This is a genomic window from Streptomyces sp. NPDC001020 (assembly GCF_053599115.1).
In genome coordinates this window covers 170,127-188,925 of sequence record NZ_JBSFLQ010000010.1, presented here as the reverse complement: position 1 = coordinate 188,925, position 18,799 = coordinate 170,127, and the positions used below count along the sequence as shown (strand labels likewise).

At 69.6% G+C, this 18,799-nt stretch carries 16 protein-coding genes and 1 pseudogene; 11 read left to right on the top strand and 6 right to left on the bottom strand.

The annotated features are described in order from the left end of the window. The gene (locus ACWDEX_RS12570; protein ID WP_450463239.1) at positions 1–2,337 is read left to right on the top strand and encodes a bifunctional salicylyl-CoA 5-hydroxylase/oxidoreductase; all 2,337 of its coding nucleotides are present in this window, start codon (positions 1–3) and stop codon (positions 2,335–2,337) included. Positions 2,338–2,687: 350 nt separating this feature from the next. Further along, positions 2,688–3,452, top strand: a complete 765-nt coding sequence (locus tag ACWDEX_RS12565) for a hypothetical protein (RefSeq protein WP_450463238.1) — start codon at positions 2,688–2,690, stop codon at positions 3,450–3,452. Between the two features lie 683 nt (positions 3,453–4,135). Here the strand turns inward: ACWDEX_RS12565 and ACWDEX_RS12560 are convergent. Together ACWDEX_RS12560 and ACWDEX_RS12555 are read right to left on the bottom strand one after the other, a co-directional pair. Further along, entirely contained in the window at positions 4,136–4,948 is an 813-nt protein-coding gene (locus tag ACWDEX_RS12560) for a PaaX family transcriptional regulator (RefSeq protein ID WP_450463237.1), read from the bottom strand. Between the two features lie 15 nt (positions 4,949–4,963). Beyond that, positions 4,964–6,670: an AMP-binding protein gene (locus ACWDEX_RS12555; RefSeq protein WP_450463236.1), complete on the bottom strand. Its 1,707-nt coding sequence runs from the start codon at positions 6,668–6,670 to the stop codon at positions 4,964–4,966. Between the two features lie 144 nt (positions 6,671–6,814). Here ACWDEX_RS12555 and ACWDEX_RS12550 point away from each other — a divergent pair, with 144 nt between their 5' ends. From ACWDEX_RS12550 to ACWDEX_RS12535, 4 genes are all read left to right on the top strand, one after another. Further along, positions 6,815–8,062 carry an acyl-CoA dehydrogenase family protein gene (locus ACWDEX_RS12550; RefSeq protein ID WP_450463235.1) on the top strand — a complete coding sequence of 416 codons (1,248 nt, stop codon included), beginning with the start codon at positions 6,815–6,817 and terminating at the stop codon, positions 8,060–8,062. Continuing rightward, positions 8,059–8,481 (top strand): RidA family protein, encoded by a 423-nt coding sequence (locus ACWDEX_RS12545; protein WP_450463234.1) that lies wholly within the window; start codon positions 8,059–8,061, stop codon positions 8,479–8,481. The genes ACWDEX_RS12550 and ACWDEX_RS12545 overlap by 4 nt, the downstream gene beginning before the upstream one ends. Before the next feature lie 142 nt (positions 8,482–8,623). Further along, on the top strand, positions 8,624–9,046 hold the full coding sequence (locus ACWDEX_RS12540; RefSeq protein ID WP_450463233.1) for a DUF6299 family protein: 423 nt from the start codon (positions 8,624–8,626) through the stop codon (positions 9,044–9,046). Between the two features lie 70 nt (positions 9,047–9,116). Further along, on the top strand, positions 9,117–9,734 hold the full coding sequence (locus ACWDEX_RS12535) for a TOPRIM nucleotidyl transferase/hydrolase domain-containing protein (protein ID WP_450463232.1): 618 nt from the start codon (positions 9,117–9,119) through the stop codon (positions 9,732–9,734). 96 nt (positions 9,735–9,830) lie between these two features. On the opposite strand, the gene ACWDEX_RS12530 is transcribed toward ACWDEX_RS12535, so the two are convergent. Continuing rightward, positions 9,831–10,121, bottom strand: a complete 291-nt coding sequence (locus ACWDEX_RS12530; protein ID WP_450463231.1) for a peptidoglycan-binding domain-containing protein — start codon at positions 10,119–10,121, stop codon at positions 9,831–9,833. An 81-nt stretch (positions 10,122–10,202) separates the two neighbouring features. Here ACWDEX_RS12530 and ACWDEX_RS12525 point away from each other — a divergent pair. Beyond that, positions 10,203–10,452: pseudogene (locus tag ACWDEX_RS12525) on the top strand (NF041680 family putative transposase); the annotation flags it as partial. A 23-nt stretch (positions 10,453–10,475) separates the two neighbouring features. Here the strand turns inward: ACWDEX_RS12525 and ACWDEX_RS12520 are convergent. Continuing rightward, positions 10,476–11,282, bottom strand: a complete 807-nt coding sequence (locus tag ACWDEX_RS12520) for an SAM-dependent methyltransferase (RefSeq protein WP_450463230.1) — start codon at positions 11,280–11,282, stop codon at positions 10,476–10,478. 375 nt (positions 11,283–11,657) lie between these two features. Here ACWDEX_RS12520 and ACWDEX_RS12515 point away from each other — a divergent pair, with 375 nt between their 5' ends. Next, positions 11,658–12,182: a hypothetical protein gene (locus ACWDEX_RS12515; protein WP_450463229.1), complete on the top strand. Its 525-nt coding sequence runs from the start codon at positions 11,658–11,660 to the stop codon at positions 12,180–12,182. A 62-nt stretch (positions 12,183–12,244) separates the two neighbouring features. Further along, entirely contained in the window at positions 12,245–12,868 is a 624-nt protein-coding gene (locus ACWDEX_RS12510) for a DUF3320 domain-containing protein (protein WP_450463228.1), read from the top strand. Here ACWDEX_RS12510 and ACWDEX_RS12505 read toward each other — a convergent pair. Next, entirely contained in the window at positions 12,802–14,331 is a 1,530-nt protein-coding gene (locus tag ACWDEX_RS12505; protein ID WP_450463227.1) for a UDP-N-acetylglucosamine 1-carboxyvinyltransferase, read from the bottom strand. The genes ACWDEX_RS12510 and ACWDEX_RS12505 overlap by 67 nt on opposite strands. A 269-nt stretch (positions 14,332–14,600) precedes the next feature. Between ACWDEX_RS12505 and ACWDEX_RS12500 the strand changes: the two genes are divergently transcribed. Next, positions 14,601–14,891, top strand: a complete 291-nt coding sequence (locus ACWDEX_RS12500) for a hypothetical protein (protein WP_450463226.1) — start codon at positions 14,601–14,603, stop codon at positions 14,889–14,891. Positions 14,892–15,666: 775 nt separating this feature from the next. Further along, positions 15,667–18,384 carry an aconitate hydratase AcnA gene (gene acnA, locus ACWDEX_RS12495; RefSeq protein ID WP_450463225.1) on the top strand — a complete coding sequence of 906 codons (2,718 nt, stop codon included), beginning with the start codon at positions 15,667–15,669 and terminating at the stop codon, positions 18,382–18,384. 83 nt (positions 18,385–18,467) lie between these two features. On the opposite strand, the gene ACWDEX_RS12490 is transcribed toward acnA, so the two are convergent. Continuing rightward, the gene (locus ACWDEX_RS12490) at positions 18,468–18,767 is read right to left on the bottom strand and encodes a hypothetical protein (RefSeq protein WP_450463224.1); all 300 of its coding nucleotides are present in this window, start codon (positions 18,765–18,767) and stop codon (positions 18,468–18,470) included. Between the last annotated feature and the right edge of the window lie 32 nt (positions 18,768–18,799).

Genomic DNA, 18,799 nt, shown 5'->3' with positions numbered 1-18,799 from the left:
ATGACGGCCGTACGGACAAAAACAGCGCGGCCGCTGCGTGTCGCCGTCGTCGGCGGTGGTCCCGGCGGGCTGTACGCCGCCGCCCTCCTCAAGCGCCTCGATCCCGCCCGCGAGATCACCGTCTGGGAGCGCAACGCCCCCGACGACACCTTCGGCTTCGGTGTCGTCCTCTCCGACGAGACCCTCGGCGGCATCGAGCACGCCGACCCGGTCGTCCATGCGGCGCTCAGGGAAGAGTTCGTGCGCTGGGACGACATCGACATCGTGCACCGGGGCGTGCGCCACACCTCGGGCGGCCACGGCTTCGCCGCGCTCGGCAGGCGGCGGCTCCTGGAGATCCTGCACGAGCGCTGCCGCTCGCTCGGCGTCGACCTGCGCTTGCGGACCGAAGCCCCGGAGCCGGCCCAGCTCTCGGCTGCGTACGACCTGGTGATCGCCGCCGACGGCGTCCACAGCGCGACCCGCGAGGCATACGTCGAAGCATTCGGTCCCTCGGTCGAGGAGCACCGCTGCCGCTACATCTGGCTCGCCGCGGACTTCGCCTTCGACGCGTTCCGTTTCGAGATCGCCGAGACCGAGCACGGCGTGATGCAACTGCACGGCTACCCCTACGCTCACCCCTCGACGATGCCCTCCGGGCCGCAGAACCCGTCGGGCGCCTCCACAGTGATCATCGAGATGCGTGAGGAGGTATGGCGGGCGGCCGGTTTCGCGGAACTGGAGACGGCCGAGACGATCGAGCGCTGCGCCAAGATCTTCGCCGACGCGCTCCACGGCCGGCCGCTACGGTCCAACAAGTCGACCTGGACCGCCTTTCGCACGGTCGTCAACGAGCACTGGTCGCACGGCAACCTGGTCCTCCTCGGCGACGCCGCGCACACCGCGCACTTCTCGATCGGCTCCGGCACCAAACTGGCGGTGGAGGACGCGCTGGCCCTGGTCGCCTGCCTGGAGGAACACGCCTCGCTGCGCGACGCCCTGGTCGCGTATGAGGAGGAGCGGCGCCCGGTCGTCGCCTCCACCCAACGCGCGGCCCGCGCCAGCCTGGAGTGGTTCGAGAACCTCGCCCTCTACCTCGGCCAGCCCTCCCGGCAGTTCGCGTTCAACCTGCTCACCCGCAGCCGCCGGGTCACCCACGACAATCTGCGCATGCGGGACGCACGCTTCACCGAGGCGGTGGAGCGGGACTTCGGCTGCCCGCCCGGCACGCCCCCCATGTTCACCCCCTACCGGCTACGCGGTCTGACCCTGCGCAACCGGGTGGTGGTCTCGCCGATGGACATGTACTCCGCCGTCGACGGCGTCCCGGGCGACTTCCACCTCGTCCACCTGGGCGCAAGGGCGCTCGGCGGAGCCGGTCTGGTGATGACCGAGATGGTGTGCGTGAGCGCCGAGGGCCGGATCACCCCGGGCTGTGCCGGGCTCTACACCGAGCGCCAGGCCGAGGCATGGCGGCGGATCACCGGCTTCGTGCACGCACAGGCGCCGGGCACCGCGATCGGCGTTCAGCTCGGACACAGCGGCCGCAAGGGCTCCACCAAGCTGATGTGGGAGGGCATCGACGAGCCGCTGGAGGAGGGGAACTGGCCGCTCGTGGCCGCCTCCCCGCTCCCGTACAAGCCCGGAAGCCAGACACCCTGCGAGCTGACTCGCGCCCAACTGACCGACATCCGCGAACAGTTCACGGCCGCCGCCGGTCGGGCCGCCCGCGTCGGCTTCGACCTCCTCGAACTCCACTGCGCCCACGGCTATCTGCTCTCCGGTTTCCTCTCACCGCTCACCAACCACCGTACGGACGCCTACGGCGGCACCCTGGCGAAGCGACTCCGCTTCCCGCTGGAGGTCTTCGACGCCCTGCGGTCGGTGTGGCCCGAGGAGAAGCCCATGACCGTACGGATCTCCGCGACCGACTGGGCCGAGGGCGGTACCACGGCCGAGGAGGCCGTCGAGATCGCCCGTGCCTTCGCCGCGCACGGCGCGGACGCGATCGACGTGTCGACCGGGCAGGTGGTGGCCGAGGAGCAGCCGGCCTACGGGCGCTCGTACCAGACGCCGTTCGCCGACCGGATCCGCCACCAGGCCGGTGTCCCGGTGATCGCCGTGGGCGCCATCTCCTCCTGGGACGACGTCAACTCGCTGATCCTGGCGGGGCGCACGGACCTGTGCGCCCTCGCCCGGCCACACCTGTACGACCCGCACTGGACGCTGCACGCGGCGGCCGAGCAGGATTACAGCGGGCCGAGCGCGCTGTGGCCGGCGCCCTACCGGGCGGGCAGCCGACGCCCGCAGACCGGACGCACGGACGCCCCGAAACCCCGACTCACCCTCGGAGCCTAAGTGAGGGCCGGGTTGCGGAGCCCCTTTTTCGGGCGCCGGCGGCATGCTGGTGGGCGCGGACGATATTCGACTTCCGACAGTTCATGGTGACGTATCCCCGCCGTGATCCACCAGTCAAGATCATTTGACGACAGCGCCGCACCCCCGAGTCGGCGAGCGCGGCGGCGAGCCCTAGGGGGTGTGTGCTTCGCCCACCGCACCGCACCGACCTCTCCGCCTCGCGGGAGGCGGGGATTGTCTGACGCCCCATTGTGATTCGCGGGTGTACAACCCCGTGTGGATGCCAGCTGTCTGTAAGGCGCTGGAGGGATGAGCCTTCGGTGCCTTTCCGTACGGAGATTGGGGATCAGGTGGGGAAGCAGGTCTGGAGAGTCGTCGTGGCCGGTGGTGCGGCGGCGGTGTTCACGGCCGTGGCCGCGATGCCGGCCGGGGCGGCCGAGGGTGGGGTCTCGTTCACCCGTGTCCAGGTGAACGGCGGCAAGCCGATTGTGATCGGGGTGTCGAAGGAGGTCGCGGTGCCCGCCTCCTTCCGGATGGCGACCACTCACGAGTGGAAGTGGCCAGCGGTGTTCCTGTACCGCGGCGGTGCGGGTGATCGGCTGTGGCACGCCATCGAGACGAGCGACTGCATCAAGGTGAGCTCGGGCGTCTGCGACTTCAACGAGACGATGTACTTCAACCCGAGCGTGTGGGACATGCGCAACAGCGAGGCCGGGGCCTGGAAGGTCGGGGCCGAGGTGTACTTCAAGGGCGGCGGTGGTGACACCGACGACAAGGGTCTGACAGTCCACGTCAAGCGCAACTCCCGGCTGACCGTCAACGCCTCGCCCGAACCGGTGTCCAAGGACAGGACCATCACCGTGACCGGAAAGGTCACGCGGGCCAACTGGGAGACCAGGAAGTACGCCTCCTACGGAGGCCGCCTGGTGAGCCTGCAGTTCAAGCCTACCGGCACCGTGTCCTACACCACGGTGAAGAAGGTGTACGCGAACGGCTCGGGTGATCTCCGGACGACCGTGAAGGCATCCAAGACGGGTACGTGGCGCTGGGTGTACTACGGCAACACCACCACCGGGCCGTCGACGTCGTCCGGGGACAACGTCGTGGTGAAGTGATGTCCGCGGTGCCGGCGGGCTGGTGGGGGCCGAGCCGGCGGTAACGGCTGCGACGGTCAAGGCGTCGGTCCGCCGAGATCGCGGCGGACCGACGCCTTACGTCCTGGCCGACCGCGAGCGGCCCGTGCACGGGCCGCAGTGCAACGTGAGCCAGCGCGCCGTGCGGACCATGAGGCCGGTCACCGCTCTGGTGGGCAGGGCCGGATCTCGATGAGGCGACGACGACCACGGTCTTCAAGGCCGTCCCCGCCGTACGGGATCGGACGGGTTCGACGTCGTGGGTGTACCGGCGGAGCCGGGCTGGGGTGAGCTCGGACGACCGTGGAATCGACCGACACCAGCCACTCGATGCTGCCCGCCACGTCCACCTTCGCCTGCGCCGCCCGCAGCATCCGGTCGAACGTCCCGTCCGCTGCTCACCTGCAAAACGTGTGTGTGGCGTGACCCACGGACCATAGTGCTCGGGCACATCCCGCCAGGCCGTCCCGGTCCGGAACTTTCACACGATCCCGTTCAGGACCCTGCGGTCGTCCAGCCTCTTCCGCCCCCGCAACGACTCAGGCAGCAACGGCCGGACGAACTCTCACTCGGCATCGGACAGTTCATGGCGACTTATCAGGTCATCATGATCCACCAACGCTGATCAATTTGACGACACTGCCTGGAGCCGCGGCAGGCGGAGGCTACAGACCCGCGAAGACCGCCCCCGCCTCCCGCAGCCGCTCGTGCAGCGCCCGGAAGACCACGGTCGAGCGGGCACCCGGCCAGTCCTCGGGGAGCAGTTCGGCCGGCAGTCCGGGATCGACGTACGGCAGATGGCGCCAGGAGTCCAGGGCGAGCAAGTAGTCGCGGTAGGCCTCCTCGGGCGGGGTGTCCTCGCGGGTCTCCCAGCCGCGCAGCACGGGAGCGTGGCGGTCGAGGAAGGCCTCGTGCTGCTCGGCGATCCCCGCCAGGTCCCACCAGCGCGCCACGGCCTGCACGGTCGGCGCGAAACCGAGGTGCTCACCGCGGAAGAAGTCCACGTACGGGTCGAGACCCAGTCGCTCCAGGGTGTGCCGGGTCTCCTCGTAAAGGCGCGCCGGGGCGATCCACACCCCGGGGGCCGCCGTCCCGAAGCCGAGTCCGGCGAGCCGGGAGCGCAGCAGGTGCCGCTTCTGCCGCTCCGTCTCCGGTACCGAGAACACGGCGAGCACCCAGCCCTCGTCCTTGGGGGACGTCGTCGCGTACACGCGCCGGTCGCCGTCATCGAGCAGTTGCCGCGCGTCCGGGGACAACGCGTAACCGGCAGCGCCCGTCGTCGTGCGCTCCGGTACGAGCAGCCCGCGCCGCTTCAGCCGCGACACCGACGACCGTACGGAGGGCGCGTCGACGCCGACCGCGGCGAGCAGCCGGATCAGCTCGGCCACCGGCACCGGGCCGGGGACGAAACGGCCGTACGCGCCGTAGAACGTGACGATGAGGGACCGGGGAGCGTGCTGATCGGACACGTTGATCACTTTAGTTCGTCCCTGTCACCCATCGCCTTCCGTGGGTGCCGACTTGACGTCCGCACCGGCATCCGCGATCCCGTCGGCGGCGGGGTCCCCGCGCAGCCGGAACCGCTGGAGCTTGCCCGTCGCCGTGCGAGGCAGCGCGTCCAGGAAGACGAATTCTCGCGGGCATTTGTACGGCGCCAGTTCGGCCATCAGGAAAGCGCGTAACGCCTCCGGGTCACGGGGCGCGCCCGCCCGGAGCACGGTGTACGCCACCACTGTCTGCCCGCGCGCCTCGTCGGGCCGGCCGACGACCGCCGTCTCGACGACGTCGGGGTGGCGCAGCAGGGCGTCCTCGACCTCGGGTCCGGCGATGTTGTAACCGGCCGAGATGATCATGTCGTCGGCGCGTGCGACATAGCGGAAGTAGCCGTCGGGTTCGCGGACATAGGTGTCACCGGTGATGTTCCAGCCGCCCTGGACGTACTGCTGTTGCCGCGGGTCGGCGAGATAGCGGCAGCCGACCGGTCCGCGCACCGCGAGCAGTCCGGGTTCACCGTCGGGCATGGGCGTGCCGCTCGTGTCCTGAACCCGCGCCTGCCAGCCCGGTACCGGAACTCCCGTGGTTCCCGGGCGGATCAGGTCGTCCGCGGCGGAGACGAAGATGTGCAGCAGCTCGGTGGCGCCGATGCCGTTGATGATGCGCAGCCCGGTGCGCTCGTGCCAGGCGTGCCAGGTCGCGGCGGGAAGGTTCTCACCGGCCGACACACAGCGCCGCAGTGACGTGATGTCGTACCCGTCCAGTTCGTCGAGCATCGTGCGGTACGCGGTCGGCGCGGTGAACAGCACGGAGACCCGGTGTTCGGCGATCGCGGGCAACAGTTGCCGGGGGCCCGCCTGTTCGAGCAGCAGGGAGCTGGCGCCGACCCGCAGCGGGAAGACCACGAGCCCGCCGAGCCCGAAGGTGAAGCCGAGCGGAGGGCTGCCCGCGAAGACGTCGTCCGGGTGTGGTCTGAGCACGTGCTGGGAGAAGGTGTCCGCTACGGCCAGCAGATCGCGGTGGAAGTGCACACAGCCCTTCGGGCGACCCGTGGTCCCCGAGGTGAAGGCGATCAGTGCCACGTCGTCCGCCGCCGTGTCCACGGGAGCGTACGGCTCCTCGGGCGTCGGCAGGCGCAGCAGGTCATCGGAGGCGTCACCGCCGAAGGTGGTGATGCACAGCCCGGGGACGTCGGCCTTCACCAGGTCGTCGACCGCGCGGACGTCGCACAGCGCGTGGCCGACCTGGGCGATCTCGCACATCGTGCGCAGCTCGTGCGGGCGCTGCTGGGCCAGCACGGTGACGGCGACCGCGCCCGCCTTGAGCACCGCGAGCCAGCACGCGGCCAGCCAGGGGGTGGTCGGGCCACGCAGCAGTACCCGGTTGCCGGGAACGACGCCGAGGCGGGAGGTGAGCGCGTGGGCGATCCGGTCGACTCGGGTGCGGAGCTGTCCGTACGTCCACACCTCGCCGTCCGCGGTACGGAAGGCCGGACGCCCGGGGGCGGTGTCGGCGAGCAACTCGACAGCGGCGTTCAGCCGTTCGGGGTAGCGCAACTCCGGCAGGTCGAAGCGGAGCTCGGGACGCTGCTCGGGAGGTGGGAGGCGGTCACGCGCGAAGGTGTCGAGGTGGGCGGTGCGGGTTACCTCGGCCGGCGTCGGTGCCGACGCGGTGTCCGTGGCGCTTGCGGCGTCCCTCGGGTTCATGGCGGTTCGCCCCCTTGTCGTGGTGGGCTCGCGCATCGAGCGTATCGTGTTGGTGACGACAGTCAATGCTTCGCGATACGGTCGGGCGAACAACCCGCACGCCCCCGGAGCGCCGTCCGTCGTGTCCGGGAGAGGGGACCGGCCATGACCGCATTCTCACTCGACCCGGCACGGACCGCCTGGCGCGCGAAGCTACGCGCGGCGGCCGAGCAGCGGCTCTGCCAGCTCGCGGAGAAGGGCGAGCCAGGCCGCGTCAACCGCGCACTCGTCACCGAACTCGGTCGACTCGGGCTGCTGGAGAGCCTGTTCACCTCGGGCGCGGTCGACCTGTGCGTGATGCGGGAGTCCCTCGCGTACGCCTGCACCGAGGCGGAGACGGCGCTCGCCCTGCAGGGCCTGGGCGCGTATCCCGTGCACGCGTACGGCACGCAGGAACAGCGTGACCGCTGGCTTCCCGGTGTCCGCGCCGGTTCCACAGTGGCGGCCTTCGCCCTGACCGAGCCGGGCGCGGGCTCGGACGCGGGGGCGCTCGCGCTGCGGGCGGAGCCGGACGGGGCGTCGTGGGCCGGCGAGGCCGAACGCGGTGGTTCGGGTGGTGCCGGCGGCGGGGACGGGACGCCGAGCGCGTCGACCGGCCCGGCCGACGACGCCTTCGTCATCGCCGAGCGCGACGGTCACCGCGGCTGGCGGCTCACCGGGGAGAAATGCTGGATCTCCAACGCCCCCGAGGCCGACTTCTACACCGTCTTCGCGCGCACCACCCCCGGTGCCGCATCCCGTGGCGTGACCGCCTTCCTGGTGCCCGCCGACCGTGCGGGCCTGACCGGCACCCCGCTCGAGATGCTCTCGCCGCACCCCATCGGCGCCCTCGCCTTCGACGCCGTGCCCGTCACGACGGACGACCTCCTCGGCGAGCCCGATCGCGGCTTCCAGGTCGCCATGGGCACCCTCAACCTCTTCCGCCCCAGCGTCGGCGCGTTCGCCGTCGGTATGGCGCAGGCGGCCCTCGATGCGACGCTCTCCCACACCGCGGAGCGGCGCGCCTTCGGCGGCAGGCTGAAGGACCTCCAAGCCGTCTCCCACCAGGTCGCCGAGATGGCCCTGCGTACCGAGGCGGCCCGCCTCATGGTCTACGCGGCGGCGACGGCCTACGACGCGGGCGCCCCGGACGTCCCGAAGCGCGCCGCCATGGCGAAGCTGCTCGCCACCGAGACCGCGCAGTACGTCGTCGACGCCGCCGTCCAGTTGCACGGTGCCCGCGCCCTGCGCCGCGGTCACCTCCTCGAACACCTCTACCGCGAAGTGCGCGCACCCCGGATCTACGAGGGCGCGAGCGAAGTCCAACGCGGCATCATCGCCAAGGAGTTGTACGCCACCGTGGAGGCCCCGTGACCACCGAGCGCACCGACCCGCCCACCCTCTCCCGCGTCAACCCACCCGATCTCTCCCGGCCTTCGGGTTTCTCGCACGCCGTCGTCGCCACCGGGTCCCGGGTGGTGTTCCTGGCCGGCCAGACCGCCCTCGACGCGGACGGCAAGGTGACCGGCGACACCCTGCCCGAGCAGTTCGAGCGGGCCCTGACCAACCTGCTCGGCGCGCTGCGTGCCGCCGGCGGCACCCCCGCCGATCTCGCCCGCGTCACCGTCTACGCCACCGATGTAGCCGCCTACCGCACCCACGCGCACGAACTCGGCGGCATCTGGCGGCGACTGGCAGGCCGCGACTACCCCGCGATGGCCGTCGTGGGGATCACCCGCCTCTGGGACGAGGAGGCGCTTGTGGAACTCGACGGCTTCGCCGTGCTCAGGTAGGGCCTGTGCCGGGCAGGCGGGGGCGGAAGGCCGGACACTCCGTAGGTGGCTGAACTCAACTCGCCACCGAAGGGGTGACGATCACACCCCCGCGCCGGGCCTACCGGTACCTGTGGAGACCCCCACACCAGGAGGTACTCCCATGTCCCTGCGCCACGTTGCCGTCGCGGTCGTCGGTGCCGCCCTGCTCCTGTCCGCCGCCCCCGCCGCGGGCGCCCCCTCCGGCCCGCACGACCAAGTGACGATCGACCGGACCGGACATCTCACCGGTTACGGTGTGATCACCGTCTCCGGTACTTATCGCTGCCTGAGAAGCAGCGGCCCCGTCTTCGTCTCCTCCTCGGTCACCCAGGGCGACCCACATGTGCGCCACGGTGTCGGCGGCACCCTGGCGACCTGCGACGGCGCCAGGCACCGCTGGACCAACTCGCAGATGAGCCCGGGAACTTACCGGCGGGGCCGGGCGAACGTCGAGGCCACCGTGATGGAACTGAGCGGCATCGGACTGCCGCTGCCCCACTTCCACGCGGCCCGGCGACAGGATGTCAACCTGGCCAGAGGTTGACCGCCCGGCACCCGTGGGGGCCGGAGGAAATTCCCTACCGTGGCGGCCGGGAAGCGCCGAAACTCATCTCATGGCTGACATGGGGTCGTTCCGGGAGGCGGTCACCGCGTGGGCGGCGGGTGGCCCAGGCGATGCCGCGCGGGAGCTGGCCGCGCGGCTGCCCGTCCGAGCAGCCGTCCTGCTCGAAGGGCTGAGCGATGTCGCGGCGGTCAGCGCGCTGGCCGCATGCCGCGGCCGGGACCTGGATGCGGAGGGAGTCTGCGTCCTGTCGATGGGCGGTGCGATGAACGTCGGACGCTTCGCCCGCCTCCTCGGGCCACCCGGCCTGGATCTGCGCCTCACGGGACTGTGCGACGAGGCGGAGCGTCGCTACTACACGCGCGGCTTGGAGCGGGCCGGTGCGGCGCGACAAGAGTTCTTCGTCTGCACGGCGGATCTGGAGGACGAGCTCATCCGTGCGCTGGGCGCGACACGGGTGGAGGAACTCGTCCGGGCGGAGGGCGACCAGCGCGCCCTGCGGACTTTCCTGCGCCAGCCGGCACAGCGGGGCCGCACCTCACAGCAGCAGTTGCGTCGATTCCTCGGAACGAAGAAAGGCCGCAAGATCCACTACGGCCGTGTCCTCACCGAGGCCCTCGACCCCGGCCGCGTGCCCGCCCCGCTCGACGGTCTGCTCGCCAGTCTCTGAGCGCCGGGTCACGCCCGGCATGGGGGAGGGAAAGTCAGAGCACGCCGTCGGAGAAGGCCGGCCCGGTCGGCTGTCGGCGTCGACCGGGTGGGTACCTCACGCCGGATACGGGTCGTAGCAGTCGAGAATCGGGTGATAGAGCACGGTCCAGGTGTCCGGGCCGATGACGCCGTCCTTCGTCAGGCCGTGGCAGCCCTGGATCCACTTGATCTTCTTGAGCGTGTTGTCGCCGAAGGCGCCGTCCACCTTGAACTTCGGCACCCCGTTCCAGACGTTGGAAAGGCACTGGGCCTGCTTCACGGCCACTCCCGTGGACCCGTACTTCAACATCGGCCGGTACGTGGGGGAGGCGTACGACTCCCACGTACGCCCTGAGGACGTCAGCATCCGTGTCCGGAGGAAAGGCAGCGACCGGGTCCTCGCCACGTCCCGCTCACCGGCACCGACCAGTGCGCCCCCGAGTACGACCTCCGACTTGCCCGGCCCCTCGCCGAGGACCTCCGCCGCCCACAGGAACGGCTCGCAGAGCCCCGCCGCCTCACCCCCGCTCGTCCGCCGGGGGTTTCGACGTCCGCGCGGCAGCAGCCGCCCGGCAAGCGCGCCAAAACCGTCCCGACCAGGCCCCGGACGGACTCTCGGATCGAAAAACAAGCAACGGGCCAGGTGCCACGACGTCGGCAAGACAGCCAAAAGCGCCGACTCGATCAAGGAACACTGAGCCCAGCGAGGTTGAACGCCAAGCTAAGGCTTGCGCCCGATGGCCCCGTAGGAGTCGACGTGCGGGGCCGGGGCGCCGGGTTCCGGGCGCCATTGGGTGCATGGGGCGACGCCGGGGGCGACGAGGTCGAGGCCTTCGAAGAAGGAGGCGATTCCCTCGGGGGTGCGGAGGCGGTACTGGACCGGGGTGCGGTCGTTGTGCTCCTGCTGGGCGGAGCGGAGTTCCTCGTTGGTGTCGGTGCCGTCGCAGACCAGCAGGTGGCTGCCGGACGGGAGCGGGGCGAGCAGGCGGCGGACCAGGTGGCGGGCCTCGTCGTCGTCCATGACGTGGCCGAGGATGCCGCTGAGGATGAGTGCGACCGGCTGCTCGAAGTCGAGGACCTGGCGGGCGGCCTTCATGATGGTCTCGGGTTCGTGCAGGTCCGCGTGGAGGTAGTCGGTGGCGCCCTCGGGGGCGCCGACCAGGAGGGCCCGGGCGTGGGCCAGGACCAGCGGATCGTTGTCGACGTAGACGATGCGGCACTCCGGCGCCACACGCTGGGCGAGTTCGTGGGTGTTGTTCTCGGTGGGCAGGCCGGTACCGACGTCCACGAACTGCCGTATCCCCGCCTCCGCCGCGAGGTAGGTGACACCACGGCCCAGGAACGCCCGGAAGGCGCGGGCGTTCTCGGCGATCTGGGGGAAGGCCGCCTGGAACTGTTCGGCGGCCTCCTGATCGGCCACATAGTTGTCCTTGCCGCCCAGCCAGTAGTTCCACATCCGCGCCGAGTGCGGTACCGAGGTGTCGATGTCCGGCGTCGGCCGGGCCGGCCCTGAGGGAGTGATCATCATGTCGCTTGACTCCTGTCCCACAAGGCACGCTGACTGAACCAGCATGATAAGCACGGAAGTTGACCCCATCACAAGTAGGATCAGGAATCCGGCCGACCCCGCGGTTGAGCCCCCTTGGCGAGGTGGCACGGGTGACTGGCAAAGCCCCGTGCCCGGCACGTACATCCTCCACTCCGGCCCGCCGACCTGGCGCCAGCGTTTCCTGAGCGCCGTCGCCTACGCGGGTGACGGCGCCCGGCTCAAGGGCCTGGCCGCCCTCGTGGAGCCGGCCACAGCCTCGGAACGCACGCTCGACCATGGCTCGACCCCGGCGCACTTCCCGGTGTCCAGGCAGCCGTCGCGGAGATCTCCTCGGCCGCCGAAGAACTGGCTGCCGTGGCGGAGGCGGCACACGGCACCTTCTTGCCCGAAGTCGTCTCCACACCCGAACTGCCCGAAGCCGTCCACCGGCTCATGGAGGGCCGTCAGGGATTCGCCGGAATGCTGTCCAGCGGCATCCGGGCCGACCGGAAGCTCGTGGCCCGGCTGACACACAGTGGCTCATGGCGTGGCGAGCTGTACGACAAGCTGCCACTGGCCGACGCCTGGTGCACCGCGCACCGGAAGCTACGGGCGCTGACCTCGACCCACGCCGAGCTGATCGGACGCTATCGGGGCACGGCTCTGCCTGACGTCCCGGCACTGCGCAAGGCACTCGTGCACGCCGAAGCGGTCCACGCACTCGCGCCGGAAACCGTCACCGATCCCCACCGCCGGAGCCTGCTGGCCGCTCACCTGACTGATGCGCCAACGACTGGAGCCGCCAGCGCGAGGCACTTGCCGGGTACTTCGAGCCCGAGCGCGCGGAGGAGCTGCGACGCGAACTCGCCGAATCGCTCTCCACGGCCAAGTCCGTCCTGACCCGCCTGGACCGCGACCCCTTCGGCCCAGAGGCGTGGACCAGTTGCGCCGACGCACTGACCTTGCTGCGCCGCTACCACCTTGACGGACTGCCCGACCAGCTTGCACGCCGCGGGGTCTTAGCCGAGGGCTTCCCCGCCGCAATGGAGCGTGCGGTGCTCACCGCGTGGGTCGAAGACCGCGGCGGGAGCAGCGACAACCCCCTTGAGGCCGCCAGAGTGGCCCAGCGCGTCATCCACCACTTCGATACCCGCCCCGAGCACACCCTCGGCGTCGTCGCGCTGTCGAAGGCGCAGGCGGAGACGATCGAGGAGGCGGTGCAGAAGGCGAGGGCGGCCCGCCCGGACCTCGACCACCTGTGCGTGGTTGAGGTGGAAGGACCCGTCGAGAAGGAGGTGATCTACACCCGGGTCCGTCTCGCGTGGGGCATCGGACGAGCCGGCCAGGTGGTTCGCGACCGCATAGACCGAGCTCTTCGCCGCCTGCTCAAGCAGGGCAAGATCGTCCACGTCGGTACGGCCTACGACATGCCCGGCCACGAGACGGAGTATTCGCAGGTCAGCAGGCATATGGGGAGGTGTCGTGCCCCTTGCCTCCAAGAGGCACGACAACGGGCCGATCAGATGTCGCGGAAGATCTCGATCTGCGCCCCGACCGAGTTGAGTCGCTCGGCCAGGTCCTCGTAGCCGCGGTTGATGACGTACACGTTCCGCAGCACGGACGTGCCCGGGGCCGCCATCATCGCCAGCAGCACGACCACGGCGGGCCGCAGTGCGGGCGGGCACATCATCTCGGCGGCGCGCCAGCGGGTCGGACCCTCGACCAGCACCCGGTGCGGGTCGAGGAGCTGCAGCCGTCCGCCGAGCCGGTTCAGGTCGGTCAGGTAGATGGCCCGGTTGTCGTACACCCAGTCGTGGATCAGCGTCTTGCCCTGCGCGGAGGCCGCGATGGCCGCGAAGAACGGGACGTTGTCGATGTTCAGGCCGGGGAACGGCATCGGGTGGATCTTGTCGATCGGCGCCTCGAGCTTGGAGGGCCGCACGGTCAGGTCCACCAGGCGGGTACGGCCGTTGTCGGCGACGTACTCGGGCGTGCGGTCGTGATCGAGCCCCATCTCCTCCAGTACCGCCAGCTCGATCTCCAGGAATTCGATCGGCACCCGGCGCACCGTCAGCTCCGACTCGGTGACAACCGCGGCGGCCAGCAGGCTCATCGCCTCGACCGGGTCCTCGGAGGGGGAGTAGTCCACGTCGACGTCGATGTTCGGCATGCCGTGCACGGTGAGCGTGGTGGTGCCGATGCCCTCGACCTTGACACCGAGGGCCTCCAGGAAGAAGCACAGGTCCTGGACCATGTAGTTGGAGGAGGCGTTGCGGATGACCGTGACGCCGTCGTGGCGGGCGGCGGCGAGCAGCGCGTTCTCCGTCACGGTGTCTCCGCGCTCGGTCAGCACGATCGGCCGGCCGGGGGAGACGGACCGGTCCACCACGGCGTGGTACTGCCCTTCGGTGGCCGTGACATCGAGACCGAACCGGCGCAGCGCGATCATGTGCGGCTCGATGGTGCGCGTACCGAGGTCGCAGCCGCCCGCGTACGGCAGCCTGAAGCGGTCCATGCGGTGCAGCAGCGGGCCGAGGAACATGATGATGGAGCGCGTACGGCGGGCGGCCACGGCATCGATGGCGTCCAGGTCGAGGTTGGCGGCCGGCACGATCTCGAGGTCGACGCCGTCGTTGATCCACCGGGTCCGTACGCCGATCGACCCGAGCACCTCCAGAAGGCGGTAGACCTCCTCGATGCGGGCGACCCGGCGCAGCACCGTGCGCCCCTCGTTGAGCAGCGAGGCGCACAGCAGGGCCACGCAGGCGTTCTTGCTCGTCTTCACGTCGATGGCGCCGGAGAGCCGACGGCCACCGACCACCCGCAGGTGCATGGGCCCCGCGTAGCCCAGGGAGATGATCTCGCTGTCCAGGGCTCCGCCGATCCGGGCGATCATCTCAAGACTGATGTTCTGGTTGCCGCGCTCGATGCGATTGACGGCGCTCTGGCTGGTACCGAGAGCCTCGGCGAGCTGCGCCTGAGTCCAGCCACGGTGCTGGCGGGCGTCACGGATGAGCTTGCCGATACGTACGAGGTAGTCGTCTGACATGAGGTTGAGGCTATCTCAGATATGAGATGGCGCCTCCTGAGGGGGGTCATTCGGGTGACCGGGCGTCAGCGGCGCCTGAGGCCGATCGCAAGGAGGGCCACCTGGTGTGGCGAGAGCTGGGCGGCAATCAGACCGACCCGGAACCACAGGCTTGACGGTTACTCCATCCCGCGTCAGCCATCCGTCTGAGTCCCCCGTACGGGCCGTCTGCCGGTTGGGGCGTACGGGAACAGCTGGTGCAGTCAGTTCCGACTCGCCAAGGAGAACCGTTGAAGAGCCTGCTCCACGCTGCCGGTATCGCCGTCACCGCAGCCATCCTGTGTCTGACCACCGTTACCAGCGCCAGTGCGGCCACCGGGACCCTCTATCTCAACGGCAAGGCCATCAAGAACCCGAGCGGCTGCTACAACTCACGCCTCAGGCCGCTGGGCATTCAGAACCACACCAATGAGGCTGTGCTCGTCTTCCGTGGAAGTGACTGCACTGGGACGGCCGAGGGCGTGGTAGCGCCGAGGCGGAGCCATGTGTTCGAGTTCGGGGCGAGCGTCTACGTCCCCTGACCTCGACAACGTCTCTCCAGGCGTCTTCATCCCGTGCTTGTCACTCAGGCTGTTGCCGTTCGGATCTTGAGCGGGGTTGACCGAACCGGAATCTCGAGCAGGTGACTGCGGCGGGTGCCGGGCATGAGAGCAGGACCTCTTGGTAGCTCGAAGGGTGTCATGCCAAAGAGCGTCCAGGGGGCCCTGTTCGTGGGTGGCCAGGTGGCGGGCTTGCCGAACAGTCCATAGCGGTCTGCCATGGACGGGCCTACAAAGGGACAGCCTGTCCTACTCGCCCCGCTGGATGGCGTACGCGCGATCCGCGGCGGAGTGAACCGCCCCCCGTGAGTGGCTCATGGCGGGCGTGTCTCAGTCGTCCTCCAATGCTGTCCTGCCGGCGTTCCTCGCGTGCCGTGGGCCGCTGTCGTCGAGTTGTCGACGGCCCTGGTCCGCCGCGTCCGGCCCGTGCGGGGCGGCTGGGCAATCCTCCATGACGCGTCCGCGGAGACCGAGCGCGAGAGCATCCGCGAGTCCACCCGGGATGTTCCCCCACTGTCTCCCCGGATAGCCAGGCCTCAGTGGCCGCTCGACCTTTGCTGCGAGAGATCAGGCGGCTCCGGCATGACCAGCCCGCACCCATGTACTAGAGTTATCTCGACATCGAGATATCTGCCGAAGGCACCGCAGTCGCCATTCTGGTAAGGGATGCCTAAGTTAGCCTTACCTTAGCGGGTCGACCGAGACGCCGTGGCGGCAGGATTGCGGTGGTACGCGCACATCAATGAAGGAGACTGTCGTGTCGGCGAACAGCTTCGACGCCCGCAGCACGCTGCAGGTGGGCGACGAGTCGTACGAGATCTTCCGGCTGGACAAGGTGGAGGGCTCGGCCCGCCTTCCGTACAGCCTCAAGGTCCTGCTGGAGAACCTGCTCCGCACCGAGGACGGCGCGAACATCACCGCCGACCACATTCGCGCCCTCGGCAACTGGGACTCCCAGGCCCAGCCGTCGCAGGAGATCCAGTTCACGCCGGCCCGCGTGATCATGCAGGACTTCACCGGCGTTCCCTGCGTCGTCGACCTCGCCACCATGCGTGAGGCCGTCAAGGAGCTGGGCGGCGACCCGGCGAAGATCAACCCGCTGGCGCCAGCCGAGCTGGTCATCGACCACTCCGTCATCGCCGACAAGTTCGGCACGAACGATGCCTTCAAGGCGAACGTCGAGCTGGAGTACGGCCGCAACAAGGAGCGCTACCAGTTCCTGCGCTGGGGCCAGACCGCCTTCGACGAGTTCAAGGTCGTCCCGCCGGGCACCGGCATCGTCCACCAGGTGAACATCGAGCACCTGGCCCGTACCGTCATGGTCCGGGGTGGCCAGGCGTACCCCGACACCCTCGTCGGCACCGACTCCCACACCACCATGGTCAACGGCCTCGGCGTGCTCGGCTGGGGCGTCGGCGGCATCGAGGCCGAGGCCGCGATGCTCGGCCAGCCGGTCTCCATGCTCATCCCGCGCGTCGTCGGCTTCAAGCTCACCGGCGAGCTCAAGCCCGGCACCACCGCCACCGACCTGGTGCTGACCATCACCGAGATGCTCCGCAAGCACGGCGTGGTCGGCAAGTTCGTCGAGTTCTACGGCGAGGGCGTCGCCGCCACCTCGCTGGCCAACCGCGCCACCATCGGCAACATGTCGCCGGAGTTCGGCTCCACCGCCGCGATCTTCCCGATCGACGACGAGACCCTCAACTACCTGCGCCTCACCGGCCGCAGCGAGCAGCAGGTCGCGCTCGTCGAGGCCTACGCCAAGGAGCAGGGCCTCTGGCTGGACCCGAAGGCCGAGCCCGACTTCTCCGAGAAGCTCGAGCTGGACCTGTCCACCGTCGTGCCCTCGATCGCCGGCCCGAAGCGTCCGCAGGACCGCATCGTCCTGGCCAACGCCGCCGAGCAGTTCAAGCAGGACGTCCGTAACTACGTCGACAGCGTCGACGAGGCGGGTGTGGAGTCCTTCCCGGCCTCCGACGCCCCGGCGGTCCACCCGAACGGCACGCCGTCCAACCCGGTCCAGGTCACTGCCCCCGACGGCACGACCTACACCATCGACCACGGTGCGGTGACGGTCGCCGCCATCACTTCCTGCACCAACACCTCGAACCCGTACGTCATGGTCGCCGCCGCCCTGGTGGCCAAGAAGGCGGTCGAGAAGGGCCTGACCCGCAAGCCGTGGGTGAAGACCACCCTCGCTCCGGGTTCGAAGGTCGTGACGGACTACTTCGACAAGGCGGGCCTGACGCCGTACCTGGACAAGGTCGGCTTCAACCTGGTCGGGTACGGCTGCACCACCTGCATCGGCAACTCCGGCCCGCTGCCGGAGGAGGTCTCCAAGGCCGTCAACGAGCACGACCTCGCGGTCACCTCGGTCCTCTCCGGCAACCGGAACTTCGAGGGCCGTATCAACCCCGACGTCAAGATGAACTACCTGGCCTCCCCGCCGCTGGTCGTCGCGTACGCCCTCGCGGGCTCCATGAAGGTGGACATCACCCGTGACGCCCTGGGCACCGACCAGGACGGCAACGCGGTCTACCTGAAGGACATCTGGCCGTCGGAGGCCGAGGTCAATGACGTCGTCGCCAACGCCATCGGCGAGGACATGTTCAACAAGTCGTACCAGGACGTCTTCGCGGGCGACGCCCAGTGGCAGGCGCTGCCGATCCCGACCGGCAACACCTTCGAGTGGGACGCGGAGTCGACCTACGTCCGCAAGCCCCCGTACTTCGAGGGCATGGAGATGGAGCCGGCTCCGGTCGAGGACATCGCGGGCGCCCGCGTCCTCGCCAAGCTGGGCGACTCGGTCACCACCGACCACATCTCCCCGGCCGGCGCCATCAAGGCCGACACTCCGGCCGGCAAGTACCTCACCGAGCACGGCGTCGCGCGTCGCGACTTCAACTCCTACGGTTCCCGCCGCGGTAACCACGAGGTCATGATCCGCGGTACGTTCGCCAACATCCGTCTGCGCAACCAGATCGCGCCGGGCACCGAGGGCGGCTACACCCGCGACTTCACCCAGGAGGGTGGGCCGGTCTCCTTCATCTACGACGCCTCGCGCAACTACATCGCGCAGGGCACCCCGCTGGTCGTCCTGGCCGGCAAGGAGTACGGCTCCGGTTCGTCCCGTGACTGGGCCGCGAAGGGCACCGCGCTCCTCGGCGTCAAGGCCGTCATCGCCGAGTCGTACGAGCGCATCCACCGCTCGAACCTCATCGGCATGGGTGTGCTCCCGCTCCAGTTCCCGGAGGGCACCTCGGCCGAGTCCCTCGGCCTGACCGGCGAGGAGACCTTCTCCTTCACCGGCGTCACCGAGCTGAACGAGGGCACCACGCCGCGCACGGTCAAGGTCACCACCGACAGCGGTGTCGAGTTCGACGCGGTCGTCCGCATCGACACCCCTGGTGAGGCCGACTACTACCGCAACGGCGGCATCATGCAGTACGTGCTGCGCAGCCTCATCCGCAAGTAAGCGGTTCCGTACGGCAGTCGAGGGCCGCACCCCCACGGGGGTGCGGCCCTCCGCCATGTCCGCCCGGCGTGCTGGGACAGCCCTTAGATCCACCCAACGGCCTGGGCAACCACGAACGGTGCGGGGACCAGGGTCGCCATGCCGAGCCACAGGTGCAGCGGTCTGCCTTCCTGCCACGGTATGAGGACGTCCACGACCAGCACCATCCCGACGACGAACGCGCCACCCAGCACCGCGCCGAGCGTCATGCCGAGTGCGTTGTCGGGCGACTCCGCGCCACAGCCGAACTCGCCGACGCAGCGGACCAACTCGTGCCCGGTCAACAGCCACCGGATGCACATGCCCGGGACGATGGCCACTGCCCCGATCAGAAGGTTCGCCACCGCGGGCGCCCACCAGGAACCGGCAGTGTTCT